This window comes from Fodinibacter luteus, from assembly GCF_039541575.1.
GTDB lineage: Bacteria > Actinomycetota > Actinomycetes > Actinomycetales > Dermatophilaceae > Fodinibacter > Fodinibacter luteus.
In genome coordinates this window covers 264,644-277,492 of sequence record NZ_BAABGM010000003.1, presented here as the reverse complement: position 1 = coordinate 277,492, position 12,849 = coordinate 264,644, and the positions used below count along the sequence as shown (strand labels likewise).

Here is a 12,849-nt window from a genome sequence, read left to right as displayed (position 1 = left end):
GCGGCACGCTGTCGCCATGGACCTGTCCACCGTCCGCGAGCTCGCCGCGTCCACGCCGGCCACCCGCAACCGGGTCGTCGACCTGCTGCGCGCCGCCGCGATCGTCGTCGTCGTGCTCGGGCACTGGCTCATGGCCGCCGTGACGGTGCGCGACGGCGAGCTCGTCATCGGCCACCTGCTCGCCCTCGCGTCGTGGACCCACCCACTCACCTGGGTCTTCCAGGTCATGCCCGTGTTCTTCCTCGTCGGCGGCTTCGCCAACGGCCTGTCGTGGCGCTCGGCGCGGGTCCGGAACCTCCCGTACGCGGCGTGGTTGCGGTCGCGCCTGCGTCGCCTCCTGGTCCCCGTCGTGCCGCTGCTCCTCGCCTGGCTGCTCGCGACGACCATCGCGTCGGCGGCGGGCGTGCCGGCCGTGACGCTGCGCACGGCATCCCAGGTCGCGCTCGTGCCGACGTGGTTCCTCGCCGCCTACGTCGTCGTGTGTGCGCTCGCCCCCGCCACCCTGTGGCTGTGGGAGCGGTTCGGCTGGGCGTCGGTCGTCGCCGGGGCCGCGCTCGGGTGCCTCGTCGACCTCGTGAGCATCGGCGCCGACACCCTCGTCGTCGGGTTCGCCAACTACGTCGTCGTGTGGGCCACGGTGTCGCAGCTCGGCTACGCCTGGCTCGACGGGCGGCTCGCCGGCACCGGGCGGCGGCTGCTCCTCGCGGCCGTCGGTGCCGTGGGGGTCGTGGGGCTCGTGTGGGCCGGGCCGTACCCGGTGTCGATGGTCGGCCTCGACGGAGCCGCGGTCAACAACTCGTACCCGACCCGGGTGACGATGCTCTTCCTCGGGATGCTGCAGGCCGGCCTCGTGCTCGCGCTCGAACCGCTGCTCGCCCGGTGGATGCGCCGCCCCCGTGCCTGGACCGTGACCGTGCTGCTCAACACCCGCATCATGACCCTGTACCTGTGGCACCTCACCGCGATGGTGCTCGTCATCGGGGTCTCGCTCCTGCTCGGCGGGCCGGGCCTCGGCGTCGAGCCGATGACGCCGCTGTGGTGGGCGACCCGGGTCGTGTGGTGGGCGGTGCTCGCGGCCGTCACGCTCGGGTTCGTCGCCGGGCTCGGGAGGTTCGAGACACCCCGGCGCGACGACTCCCCCGCCCCGCCGACGTGGATGCCGGTGCTCGTCACGGTGCTCGCGTGCGGCGGGCTGGGCTTCATGGCCGGGCAGGGCATCGTCGCGGCCGACGGCGTCCACTGGTGGTGGCCGGTGCTCACCGTGGCGGCCGTGTCCCTCCTCCGGGTCCACCGCTCCGCCACCACCACCCCCTCCCCCGACTGATGGCACCTCCCCCACGCGTGTGGACCGGAAGCGGCCCCGCGGGCGTGGGTGACGTGCCATCAGTGGGGGCGCTGGCCGAACACGTGCCGGCGCACCCAGGCGTGCATCGCGATCGCCGCGGCCGCGCCGGCGTTGATCGACCGGGTCGACCCGAACTGCTCGACGTGGAGCACGACGTCGCACGCCTCCTGCAGCTGCGGTGTCAGGCCGGGTCCCTCCTGGCCGAAGGCGAGCACGCACTCACGTGGCAGGTCGTACGTCTCGAGCGGCACCGACCCGGGCACGTTGTCGATGCCGACGAGGGGGATGCCGGCGCCACCCGTTCCCGCCGACCCCGCCCACGCGAGGAGGTCGGCGACGCTCGGGTGGTGGTGCTCGTGCTGGTAGCGGTCGGTGACCATCGCTCCCCGCCGGTTCCAGCGCCGGCGCCCGACGACGTGGAACGCGGCCGCGTTGAACGCGTTCGCCGTGCGCACGACCGAGCCGATGTTGAGGTCGTGGGCCCAGTTCTCGATGGCGACGTGGAACGGGTGGCGACGTGCGTCGAGGTCGGCGACGACGGCATCCATGCGCCAGTAGCGGTAGCGGTCGACGACGTTGCGGCGGTCGCCCTCGCGCAGCAGGTCCGGATCGTACTCGTCACCGGGCGGCCAGGGCCCCTGCCACGGCCCGACCCCCACCTGCTCCGGCCGCTCGTCCACGCGCCGAGGGTAAGCCCACGGCCCCCGCGCCGGTGACGCTGGTCGGGAGCCCGCGCCGCCCGGCATACCCTTGACCCCGTGATGCCCTCCCTCGGCCCCGACTGGATGGACCCCCAGTGGCTCCTCGACAACTTCGGGGAGCAGTTCTTCTGGGTCAGCGTGGCCATCGTGTTCATCGAGTGCGGACTGCTGTTCCCGATCCTGCCGGGTGACTCGCTGCTCTTCTCGGTCGGCCTGTTCATCGCCCGTGGCGACATCGACGTCAACATCGTCGTGGCGTGCGTCATCCTCAGCGCGGCGGCGTTCCTCGGCAACGTCACCGGCTACGAGATCGGCCGGGCGATCGGGGCGCCGCTCTACGAGCGCGACGGGCGCTTCATCAAGAAGAAGTACTTCGACCAGACCCACGAGTTCTTCGAGAAGCACGGCGCCAAGGCCCTCGTCATCGGCCGGTTCGTGCCGATCGTGCGCACGTTCATCACGGTCGTCGCCGGGGTGAGCCGGATGGACCGCCGGCACTTCTTCGTGTGGAGCGGCGTCGGCGCGGTGCTGTGGGCCACCGGCATCACCCTGCTCGGCTACTTCCTGGGCGGCATCGACGTCGTCCACGACAACCTCGAGGCGGCGATCCTGCTCATCGTCGCCGTCTCGGTGCTGCCGATGGTCTACGAGTTCGTCAAGCACCGCTCGGCGACGAAGACCGCCATCGAGGAGATCGACGAGGTCGTCGACGACCTGCGCGACGGCACCCTCTGACCTCCCCACGCCCCGCCCCCGCGGTGCGTGCCGGTCAGGGGCGCGGCAGGTCGATGAGCCCCAGGCCGTAGGCCGCGGTCACCGCCGCCGTGCGGTCGGTCACCCCGAGCTTGGCGAAGGCGCGGATGAGGTGGGTCTTGACCGTCGCCTCGCCGATGAACAGCTCGCGCCCGATGTCGGCGTTCGACCGGCCCGTCGCGACGAGCCGCAGCACCTCGAGCTCGCGCGCGGTGAGCTCGGGACGGGCCGGGGCCCGCAGCCGGTCCGCGAGCCGGGCCGCCACCGGCGGCGCGAGCACCGTCTCACCGCGCGCGGCCCGGCGGATCGCGTCGGCGAGCACCGCCGTCGGGGCGTCCTTGAGCAGGTAGCCGCGCGCGCCCGCCTCGACGGCCCGCACGATGTCGGCGTCCGTGTCGTACGTCGTGAGGACGAGCACGTGCGGCGCACCGGGCTGCGCGACGATGCGGGCGGTCGCCTCCGCGCCGTCCATGACCGGCATCCGCAGGTCCATGAGCACGACGTCCGGGCCGAGCCGGGGCACGAGCGCGAGCGCCTCGGCGCCGTTCGCGGCCTCGCCGACGACCTCGAAGTCGCCCTCCTCCCCGAGCACCGCGACCATCCCCGCGCGCACGACCGGGTGGTCGTCGACGACGAGCAGGCGGATCACCGCGGTACCTCCAGGCGCAGGGTCGTCCCGGCCCCGGGCTCGCTCGTCACGCGCACCGATCCGCCGACCTCCGCCGCGCGGGCGAGGACCCCGTCGAGCCCGAAACCGGTGCGCTCGGCCGTGGGGTCGAACCCGCAGCCGTCGTCACGCACCTCGAGGACGACCCGCTCGGGGTCCTCGTAGGTCAGTGTGAGGTCGGCGCGACCCGCCCCGGCGTGACGCCGCACGTTCGACAGCGCCTCCTGGGCGGTGCGCAGGATGACGACCTCGGCCGAGCCGCCCAGCGGCGCCGGCTCGCCGGCGACCCGCACGTCGGCGCGCAGCCCGTTCTCGCTGCTCACCGCCTCGCCGAGGCGTTCGAGCGCCTGGCCGAGGGTGCGCGACTGCAGGTGCCCCGGCGTCAGCTCGGCGACGATGAGCCGGGCCTCGTCGAGGTTGTCGGATGCCGTGCGCTCGATGAGCGCGAGGCGGTCCCGGGCCGCGCTGACGTCACCCCGGGCGAGCGCGGCCTCGGCCGCCCGGGACAGGGCGACGACCGAGGTGAACCCTTGGGCGAGGGTGTCGTGGATCTCGCGCGAGAGCCGCTCGCGCTCCTCGTGGATGCCGCGGTCGCGCTCGGCGGCGGCGAGCCTGCGCTGGGCCGCGCGCAGCTCGTCGATGGTCTCGGCCCGGCTCTCCGCCTCGCCGACGATCCGGTTGATGAAGAGGCCGAGCGCAAGCGAGAGGCCCATCGAGATCGTGCCCGAGATGACGATGTCGCTCAGGCTGTCGGCGGCGAACTCGAGGGTGGCCCACCGCACGAACGAGAACGCCCCCACGACGACGACCGTCGCCACGGCCGCCCAGCGCGAGGGGAGCATCGCCCACAGCTGCGGGAAGAGCGCGAAGAAGAGCAGCCACGACTGCGTTCCCGGGTCGAGCCACTGCACGACGAGCAGCGCCGACCACGACACGAGGTGGTACGCGACGGCCCACCGCAGGTCGGCGTGGGTCATCGCCCGCCGGCCGAGCACGGCGTACGCCAGGGCCATGACGCCGAGGAGCACGAGCGACGGCGCGCGGCCCGAGCGTCCCGGTTCGTCGACGAGGGTGACGACGACCGCGGCGAGCCAGACGACCGCGTACACCGCGTGCCAGAACGGCTGCTGGCGTCGCCACATCGCGGAGAACTCCTCCTGCGAGGAGCCCCCGGGCGGCGACGGGTCGTGGGTCACGCCGGACATCATCGCGGGTCCCGGGCCGGAGGTCGCGGGTTCCACGGCTCAGGTCGTGCCACGCTTGAACCAGCGGAACGTCGTGACGCACAGGACGAGCCCGCCGATCCCCCACGCGAGCAGGACGGCCACGGTGCGACCGGTCTCCCACGAGCCGGCCATCTCCGCCGCGGCCATCTCCGCCGGGTAGAACACCGAGCGCATGCCCTGGGCGATCCACTTGAGCGGGAACAGCGCCGCGACCTGCTGCAGCCACCCCGGGATCTGGTCGAAGGCGATGTAGACGCCCGAGATGAACTGCAGGACGATCATCGGCCCGATGACGACGGCACCGATCGACCGGGCCGTCGCGAGCGACGAGTAGGCGATGCCGAGCACGGTGCCCGAGAACACGCCGAGCACGAAGACGACGACGAACACCACCCACCGCTCGGGGTCGGTCGGCAGGTCGACCCCGAACGCGAACCGAGCCACGAGGAGCAGGAGCACCGTCTGGAGCACCGACGTCACGCCCACGAGGCCGACCTTGCCGAGGAAGTACGCGACCGACGGCATCGGCGTGGCGCGCAGCCGCTTCAGCGAGCCGTCGTCGCGCTCGGTCGCGACCGACAGCGCCATCGTCTGGAAGCTCGTGAGCAGCACGCCGGCCGAGAGCATGCCCGGCAGGAAGAACTGCCCGGCGGTCATGCCGCCCCGGGCCGCGGACTCCTCGAACTGGCCGGAGAAGATGACGGAGAACAGGGCGAGGAGCAGGATCGGGAAGAGGAACGAGAAGAAGACGGCCTCCTTCTCCCGCGAGTACATCCGCAGCTCGAGGGCGGTGCGGTCGAGGCCGAGGGCGACGGCAGTCATGCGGGGACCTCCGAGCGGTCGTCGACGAGGTGGGGGGCGATGAGCCCGAGGTAGGTGTCCTCGAGCGAGGGCCGGCTCACCGTGAGGCCGGGGACCTCGCCCCCGGCGAACCTCGCGGACAGCCGCGAGATGTCGGCGGTCGGCGAGGCCGTGCGCAGGCTGCGCCGGATGCCGTCCTCCTCCCATGCGAGCGTGGCCTCCTGCGCGCTGCGGCCACCGAGCGCGTCCGGGGTGTCGAGGGCGAGCAGCCGACCGGCGGCGATGACGCCGACCCGGTCGGCCAGGGCCTCGGCCTCGTCGAGGTAGTGGGTCGTGAGCAGGATCGTCGTGCCCTGCGCCGCGAGCGTGCGGATGAGCTCCCAGAAGTCGCGACGCGCCTGCGGGTCGAATCCGGTCGTCGGCTCGTCGAGGAAGAGCAGCTCGGGGCGGCCGATGATGCCGAGCGCCACGTCGAGGCGCCGGCGCTGACCGCCGCTCAGCCCCACGACGCGGGTGTCCGCGCGGTCGTCGAGCCCGACCTCAGCGAGCACCTCCTCGACCGGGCGCGGGCGGGTGAAGACCTTCGCGGTGCTCGCCAGCACCTCCCGGGGGGTGAGCAGGTCCAGCCCTCCGGACGACTGGAGGACGATGCCGATCCGGTTGCGCCAGGCGAGCCCTGCCCCCTGCGGGTCGGTGCCGAGCACCCGCACCTCGCCGGCGTCCCGGTGCCGGAACCCCTCGGCGATCTCGACGGTCGTCGTCTTGCCGGCGCCGTTGGGCCCGAGGAGGGCGAACACCTCCCCGGTGCGGATGTCGAGGTCGAGTCCGTCGACGGCGGGCCGGGGTCCGTAGGCCTTCGTCAGGCCCCTGATCGTGATCGCGTCCATGCGTCCAGCGTGGCCCGTGGGCTGCACCCCGCGGGACGTCCGCGCGGTGGACGCTGCGTCCACCGGGCGGTGGACCCGCCGCTCGTGGCGGTGTCCGCGCCCGGGCCGGCACCCGGCATCCGACCGGCTGGTGGCGCGCTCAGGCGGCCGGCGGCGCGGGGGGTGGCGGCGGGGTGCCGCCCGTGCCCTCGGGGGACGCCGTGGATGCCGGCGGCGCCGTGGATGCCGGCGGCGCGGTGGATGCCGGCGGCGCCGAGCGGGCAGCGGGCGCCCCAGCGGCATACCCGCTCGGCGGCGGGATGACGGCGTCGCGCTGGCCGAAGTCGACCCGCGGGGCCTCGCGCTGCTCCCCGACGGCCTCGAAGTACTCGGCCCGCGAGATGGAGAAGAGCCCGGCCACGATGTTGCTCGGCACCGTCTCGACCTTGGTGTTGAGGTGGCGGACCGTCGCGTTGTGGTAGCGGCGGGCCGAGGCGATGCGGTCCTCGGTCGAGGTGAGCTCGCCCTGCAGCGCCAGGAAGTTCTCGTTGGCCTTCAGGTCGGGGTACGCCTCGACGATCGCGAGGAGCCGGCCGAGGGCCTGGCTGAGCATGTTCTCGCTCTCGGCCTGCTGGGCGGGTGACTGCCCGGGGGCCATCGCCGCCGAGCGTGCCCTGACGACGTCCTCGAGGGTGCCCCGCTCGTGCGCGGCATACCCCTTGACGGTCTCGACGAGGTTGCCGATGAGGTCGTGCCGACGGGTCAGCTCGACGTCGATCTGCCGCCACGCCTCCTGAACGAGGTTGCGCAGCTTGATGAGCCCGTTGTACGTCGCGACGGCCCAGCCGACGACGGCGACGAGCAGCACGACGATGACGACGACGATGACGGTGGTGGTCACGCGACCTCCTCGGGGACGCAGGCGTTGTCGAATCCTAGGGTCTCTTCGAGTGTGGTCCAGGTCACTTCGCCACTAGGGTGCTGTGCCCATCAGCACGCTCCCCGACAGATCGAGGCCCCCATGGACACCATCGTCGTCGGCGTCGACAACAGCGCAGCCTCCACCCGTGCGGTGGAGTTCGCGGTCGACCGCGCTCAGCGGAACCACTGGAAGATCGTCCTCGTCCACGTCATCCCCTGGTCGCCGTTCTCCTTCCAGACACCGTCGGAGAACGAGCACCGGCACCGCGAGAAGCAACGGGAGATCAAGGCGGCCACCGAGCAGGTGCTGGCGCCGATGGCCGAGATCGCCGAGCGGGGTGGAGTGCCGCACACCGAGGTCGTCCGCCACGGCAAGCCGTCGGACACCGTGCTCGACATCTGCGCCGAGGTGGGGGCCGTGCACGTCATCGTCGGCCGCACGGGTGACTCCGGTCTGCGCGAGGCCGTGTTCGGCAGCGTCGCGAACCGGCTCGCCCAGCACGCCGACGTCCCGGTGACGGTGGTGCCCTGATGGACGTCGTCGACTGGTTCACCGCGGCCTCCGACTGGATCACCTCGAAGGTCTTCTACGCCGTTCCCATCTTCGGCACCGAGGTGCCACTCATCGTCGCCTGGCTCGTCGTCGCGGGGGCGTTCTTCACGGTCTGGCTCGGGTTCATGCAGGTGCGCGGCCCGAAGCTGTCGCTCGACCTCGTGCGCGGCCGCTACTCCGACCCCGACGACGCCGGCGAGGTGTCGCACTTCCAGGCCCTGGCCACAGCGGTCTCCGGCACGGTCGGCCTCGGCAACATCGCGGGCGTCGCCGTGGCCATCTCCCTCGGCGGCCCGGGGGCGACCTTCTGGATGATCGTCGCGGGCCTGCTCGGCATGGCGACCAAGATGGCCGAGTGCACCCTCGGGGTGAAGTACCGCCGGGAGCACGCCGACGGCTCGGTGTCCGGCGGACCGATGTACTACCTGCGCGACGGCCTCGCCGAGCAGGGCAGGGCCGGGCTCGGCAAGGTCCTCGCGGTGCTCTTCGCCATCTGCATGGTCGGGGGTGCGCTCGGCGGCGGCAACATGTTCCAGTCCAACCAGGCGACCGCCCAGATCGTCGCCGTCACCGGTGGCGAGGACAGCTTCTTCGCCGACCGGCCGTGGATCATCGGGCTCGTCTTCGCGGCCGTCGCGGGCGCGGTCATCATCGGCGGCATCAAGAGCATCGCGAGGGTCACCGAGAAGGTCGTGCCCTTCATGGCCGTGCTCTACCTGTCGGCCTGCGTCATCGTCATCCTGGCCAACCTCGGGTCGGTGCCCGGTGCGTTCGGCGACATCCTCACCGGCGCGTTCAGCCCCGAGGGCGTCGCGGGTGGCGCCATCGGTGCCCTCATCGTCGGCTTCCAGCGCGCGGCGTTCTCGAACGAGGCGGGTCTCGGCTCGGCCTCGGTCGCGCACTCGGCCGTCAAGACGAAGGAGCCCGCCACCGAGGGCTTCGTCGCGATGCTCGAGCCGTTCATCGACACCGTCGTCATCTGCACGATGACCGCCCTCACGATCGTCATCACCGGCACCTGGAACGACCCCGACGCCTCCGAGCTCGGGGGCGTCGACCTGACGTCGCGCTCGTTCGAGACGGTGCTCCCGTGGTTCCCCGTCGTGCTCGCCGTGGCCGTCGTGCTCTTCGCCTTCTCGACGATGATCAGCTGGTCGTACTACGGGATGAAGGCGACCGGCTACCTCTTCGGCGACAGCGTCCTCGCCGAGAACGTGTTCAAGGGGCTGTTCCTCGTCTTCACCGTCATCGGGTCGGCTGCCGCCCTCGGGCCGGTCATCAACTTCTCCGACTCGATGATCTTCCTCATGGGCATCTGGAACATCATCGGCCTGTACCTGCTGGCCAAGGTGATCCGCTCGACGGTCCTCGGCTACTACGAGCGGGTCGAGAGCGGCGAGGTCAAGCAGGTGGCGCACCGCTGAGACGGGCCGGGGCTCGCCGTGGCGACGGTGTCAGGCGAGCCCCAGCTCCTCGAGCCCGAACACGGAGCGGTACTCGAACCCGGCATCCGCGAAGCGCTCCGCCGCGCCGGTGGCGCGGTCGGCGATGGTCGCCACGGCGACGACGCTGGCCCCGGCCTCCTGCGCCGCGCGGGCCGCCTCGAGCGGGGAGGAGCCGGTCGTCGAGGTGTCCTCGACGACGAGCACGCGGCGCCCGGCGACCGACGGCCCCTCGATGCGCTGCTGCAGCCCGTGCGCCTTGCCGGCCTTGCGCACGACGAACGCGTCGAGCCGCCCGCCCTGCGCAGCACTCGCGTGGAGCATCGCGGTCGCGACCGGGTCGGCGCCGAGGGTCAGCCCGCCGACGGCGTCGAACTCGAGGTCGCGGGTCAGGTCGAGCATGACCCGGCCGACGAGCGGGGCCGCCTCACCGTCGAGCGTGATGCGGCGCAGGTCGACGTAGTAGTCGGCCTCGCGCCCCGAGGACAGGGTGACCCTGCCGTGGACGATCGCCTTGTCGCGGACGATCTCGAGGAGCCGGGCCCGGTCGGCGGCGATGTCGGTCACGGGTCCACCGTATGCCGTGCGCCGGGCAGGTGCCGCAGCCGTTCAGCGGTGCGGCGGCCGCGGGGGCGGGTGCGGCTGCGGCTGCGCGAGCACCGACAGCTCGCCGGCCTCCCCGGGGGTGGCCCGCTGCTCGTGCCAGCGCTGGTGGTGGTCGGGCTCCGGCGGCGGCTCGGGCCGGGTCGGGGGGTCGGTGCCGTCCCAGACGTCGAGTCCGGCCGCGAGCATCCGGCCGGTCGGGCTGGTGACGACCGCGGTGGCCAGGTCGTCGCGCAGGTCCGCCGGCAACCCGTCGAGGAGCAGGCGTGGGCGGCGCCGCTCCGCGAGGACGACGAGGCGGGCCACGGCGTGGACGTCGTCGGGCCCGAGCCGGGTGCCGGCGAGGAGCAGGCGCTGGAGCTCGGTGAGCAGGCGCCCCCTCGCCCGCGGGCCGAGCCTCCACAGGGCGTGCCGGTGCGCCGTCTCCTGCCAGTCGGCGGAGGCGGTGCGCAGAAGGTGCCGGTACTCGCGAAGCACCTGCGGCTCGGCGCCCTGGGCCATCCCACGATGGTAGGCCCGCGGACCCCCGTGGAGGAGCCCCCGGCCCCGGTCGAGACGACCATGCCGCCCCGCGGGCCGCCGGCTCAGGACCGCCGGCGGAAGCGGTCGAGCGTACGCATCGCCCCGCCGCGCACGAGCGGGCGGGGCAGCACGCGCACCATCGCCGTGAGCACCTTCCACTGCGCCCCGGGCACGGAGACGACCTTGCCGCCCGCGGCGTCCGCGAGGGCCTGCTGCACGACCGTGTCCGCGTCGAGCCACAGGGCGTCCGGCAGAGCCGACACCCGCATCCGGGCCCGGTCGTGGAACTCGGTGCGGGTGAACCCCGGGCACAGCGCCGTCACCGTGACCCCGGTGCCGGCGAGCTCGCTCGCGAGGCCCTCGGAGAAGACCGTCACGAAGGCCTTCTCGGCCGAGTAGGTGCCGTTGGCGATGAACGACGCCACCGACGAGACGTTGACGATGGTGCCGTGGCCCCGCGCCCGCATCGCCCGCCCCGCGGCGTGGCAGGTCAGCATGACGGCGCGGACCATGACGTCGAGGCCGGCCTCCTCGGCGGCCAGGTCGTTGTCGAGGAAGCGGGCGCGCAGCCCGAACCCGGCGTTGTTCACGAGGAGGTCGACCGGCCGTGCCGGGTCGGCGAGCCGGGAGCACACCTCGCCCGTCGCGGCGCGGTCGGACAGGTCGGCGACGAGCACCTCGACCTCGACCCCGTGGGCCGTCCGGAGGTCGCGGGCGATCCGCTCGAGCCGGGCCCGGTCACGGGCGACGAGCACGAGGTCGCTCCCCTCGCGCGCAAGGCGTTCGGCGAAGGCCAGGCCGATGCCGGCCGAGGCGCCGGTGACGAGTGCGGTGGTCATGCGGGGACTGTATGCCGCAGTCGCTCCCCCGCGGCCGCACCGCAGGACAGGCAGTACCCGCCGCGGGCTGCTCGTGCCGTGCTCAGCCGCTGGCTCTGCCCCGCCTACTGCCTGTTGGTGGACGCAGCCGTCGCCGGCCCCCGGGGTGTGACGCGGGCCGAGTCCCCGGCCTACCCGTGGGTAGGGTGATCGACGTGCGCATCGCCACCTGGAACGTCAACTCGATCCGCTCCCGCATCGACCGCGTCGAGGCCTGGCTCGCCCGCTCCGACGTCGACGTCCTCGCCATGCAGGAGACCAAGGCCCGGGACGCGCAGTTCCCCTATGCCCGCCTCCACGACCTGGGCTACGAGGTGGCCCACCACGGCCTCAACCAGTGGAACGGGGTCGCGATCCTCTCTCGGGTCGGCCTCGACGACGTCCGGGTGGGGTTCGACGGCGACCCGGGGTGGGGCGAGCCGCTGGCCGCGGAGGCGAGGTCCATCGGGGCCACGTGCGGCGGCATCCGGATGTGGTCGGTCTACGTGCCCAACGGCAGGGCGATCGGAGACCCGCACATGGCCTACAAGCTCGACTGGCTCGCCCGGTTGCGTGAGCAGGCGAGCGCCTGGGCGGCCGACGGCACGCCGGTCGCCCTGTGCGGCGACTGGAACATCGCGCCCCAGGACGACGACGTCTGGTCGATGGAGTACTACCTCGACAAGAGCCACGTGTCACCTCCCGAGCGGGCCGCCTTCAACGCCTTCCTGGATGCCGGGTTCGTCGACGTCGTGCGGCCGCACGCTCCGGGCCCGGGCGTCTACACCTACTGGGACTACCAGCGCCTCGCCTTCCAGAAGCGCCGGGGCATGCGGATCGACTTCGTGCTCGGCTCCCCGTCGTTCGCGGCCCGCGTCGCCGGGGCCGCCATCGACCGCGAGGAGCGCAAGGGGGCGGGTGCCAGCGACCACGCGCCCGTCGTCGTCGAGCTCACGGACTGACGGGTGCTGCGGCCGCGCCCTGGCGGACCGCGTCACGAACGGCTGAGGATGCCGCTCGCGTAGGCGGCCTGGCCGACGTGCTGGGTGCAGTCGTCGAGGACGCTCACGAGCCGGACGGCCGCGGTGACCGGGGGGTCCCAGCGCTCGTCGACGACCCGGTCGAGGTCGGCGTCGGTGACCGTGCGCAGGGCCTTCTCGGCGGCGTCCGCCGCGGCGTCGAGGTAGCCGCGCAGGTCGGCCCCCGGCGCCCGGACGAGCAACATGTCCTCGACGCTCATGCCGTAGCCGTGGGCGTCCGGTGGCAGCGGGAGGGCCAGCCGCTCGCGCCATCCCTCGGCCTCCCACACGGCCGGGTAGCCGAACACCTCCGCGACCTGCTCGTCGAGCACGCGGGCGAGGTGCCACACGAGCCAGGCGACCGTGTTCGTGCCCGGCGCCGGGGGTTCGGCGAGGCGGTCGTCGGGGGTCGAGTCGAGCACCGCGTGGACGCCCTCGCGCACCCGGGAGAGGGTGTCAAGGAGGAGGTCGGAGGTCGTCGCCATGGTGCGGACGGTACTCCGGGGACGGCCGCGCCGACAGGCCCTGCGCGCCGCCGTCCCGAACCGCGCTCTGGCCGGAAGGTGCTCCGGG

General features: G+C 73.1%; 15 protein-coding genes. 5 read left to right on the top strand and 10 right to left on the bottom strand.

Annotated features, from left to right (window positions below; translation table 11 throughout):
- Positions 1–16: 16 nt before the first annotated feature.
- Positions 17–1,324: an acyltransferase family protein gene (locus ABD899_RS03820; protein ID WP_345202477.1), complete on the top strand. Its 1,308-nt coding sequence runs from the start codon at positions 17–19 to the stop codon at positions 1,322–1,324.
- A 59-nt stretch (positions 1,325–1,383) separates the two neighbouring features.
- On the opposite strand, the gene ABD899_RS03815 is transcribed toward ABD899_RS03820, so the two are convergent.
- Complete coding sequence (locus ABD899_RS03815) at positions 1,384–2,025, bottom strand: TrmH family RNA methyltransferase (RefSeq protein ID WP_345202475.1); 642 nt, start codon at positions 2,023–2,025, stop codon at positions 1,384–1,386.
- 81 nt (positions 2,026–2,106) lie between these two features.
- On the opposite strand from ABD899_RS03815, the gene ABD899_RS03810 reads away from it, so the two are divergent.
- Positions 2,107–2,781, top strand: coding sequence for a DedA family protein (locus ABD899_RS03810; RefSeq protein ID WP_345202712.1), 675 nt, complete (start codon positions 2,107–2,109; stop codon positions 2,779–2,781).
- A gap of 34 nt (positions 2,782–2,815) precedes the next feature.
- Here ABD899_RS03810 and ABD899_RS03805 read toward each other — a convergent pair whose 3' ends face one another.
- The 5 genes from ABD899_RS03805 to ABD899_RS03785 all read right to left on the bottom strand — a co-directional run bounded on the left by ABD899_RS03805 (position 2,816) and on the right by ABD899_RS03785 (position 7,260).
- On the bottom strand, positions 2,816–3,448 hold the full coding sequence (locus tag ABD899_RS03805; protein WP_345202473.1) for a response regulator: 633 nt from the start codon (positions 3,446–3,448) through the stop codon (positions 2,816–2,818).
- On the bottom strand, positions 3,445–4,662 hold the full coding sequence (locus tag ABD899_RS03800; protein WP_345202471.1) for a sensor histidine kinase: 1,218 nt from the start codon (positions 4,660–4,662) through the stop codon (positions 3,445–3,447). Before ABD899_RS03800 ends, ABD899_RS03805 begins: the two co-directional genes overlap by 4 nt.
- Positions 4,663–4,710: 48 nt before the next feature.
- Positions 4,711–5,514, bottom strand: a complete 804-nt coding sequence (locus ABD899_RS03795; RefSeq protein WP_345202469.1) for an ABC transporter permease — start codon at positions 5,512–5,514, stop codon at positions 4,711–4,713.
- The gene (locus tag ABD899_RS03790; RefSeq protein ID WP_345202466.1) at positions 5,511–6,380 is read right to left on the bottom strand and encodes an ABC transporter ATP-binding protein; all 870 of its coding nucleotides are present in this window, start codon (positions 6,378–6,380) and stop codon (positions 5,511–5,513) included. Before ABD899_RS03790 ends, ABD899_RS03795 begins: the two co-directional genes overlap by 4 nt.
- A 139-nt stretch (positions 6,381–6,519) precedes the next feature.
- Complete coding sequence (locus tag ABD899_RS03785) at positions 6,520–7,260, bottom strand: LemA family protein (protein WP_345202464.1); 741 nt, start codon at positions 7,258–7,260, stop codon at positions 6,520–6,522.
- A gap of 120 nt (positions 7,261–7,380) precedes the next feature.
- Between ABD899_RS03785 and ABD899_RS03780 the strand changes: the two genes are divergently transcribed.
- Together ABD899_RS03780 and ABD899_RS03775 are read left to right on the top strand one after the other, a co-directional pair.
- The gene (locus tag ABD899_RS03780; RefSeq protein ID WP_345202461.1) at positions 7,381–7,812 is read left to right on the top strand and encodes a universal stress protein; all 432 of its coding nucleotides are present in this window, start codon (positions 7,381–7,383) and stop codon (positions 7,810–7,812) included.
- A complete protein-coding gene (locus tag ABD899_RS03775) occupies positions 7,812–9,257 on the top strand; it encodes an alanine/glycine:cation symporter family protein (RefSeq protein ID WP_345202459.1) in 1,446 nt (481 codons plus the stop codon). Before ABD899_RS03780 ends, ABD899_RS03775 begins: the two co-directional genes overlap by 1 nt.
- Positions 9,258–9,287: 30 nt before the next feature.
- Here ABD899_RS03775 and pyrE read toward each other — a convergent pair whose 3' ends face one another.
- From pyrE to ABD899_RS03760, 3 genes are all read right to left on the bottom strand, one after another.
- Positions 9,288–9,842, bottom strand: a complete 555-nt coding sequence (pyrE, locus tag ABD899_RS03770) for an orotate phosphoribosyltransferase (protein ID WP_345202456.1) — start codon at positions 9,840–9,842, stop codon at positions 9,288–9,290.
- 42 nt (positions 9,843–9,884) lie between these two features.
- Positions 9,885–10,379, bottom strand: coding sequence for a hypothetical protein (locus ABD899_RS03765; protein ID WP_345202453.1), 495 nt, complete (start codon positions 10,377–10,379; stop codon positions 9,885–9,887).
- Positions 10,380–10,462: 83 nt separating this feature from the next.
- Positions 10,463–11,239, bottom strand: a complete 777-nt coding sequence (locus ABD899_RS03760; RefSeq protein ID WP_345202451.1) for an SDR family NAD(P)-dependent oxidoreductase — start codon at positions 11,237–11,239, stop codon at positions 10,463–10,465.
- Between the two features lie 194 nt (positions 11,240–11,433).
- Here ABD899_RS03760 and ABD899_RS03755 point away from each other — a divergent pair, with 194 nt between their 5' ends.
- Entirely contained in the window at positions 11,434–12,219 is a 786-nt protein-coding gene (locus ABD899_RS03755) for an exodeoxyribonuclease III (RefSeq protein WP_345202448.1), read from the top strand.
- 32 nt (positions 12,220–12,251) lie between these two features.
- Here ABD899_RS03755 and ABD899_RS03750 read toward each other — a convergent pair whose 3' ends face one another.
- Positions 12,252–12,761 carry a mycothiol transferase gene (locus ABD899_RS03750; protein WP_345202445.1) on the bottom strand — a complete coding sequence of 170 codons (510 nt, stop codon included), beginning with the start codon at positions 12,759–12,761 and terminating at the stop codon, positions 12,252–12,254.
- Positions 12,762–12,849: the final 88 nt, after the last annotated feature.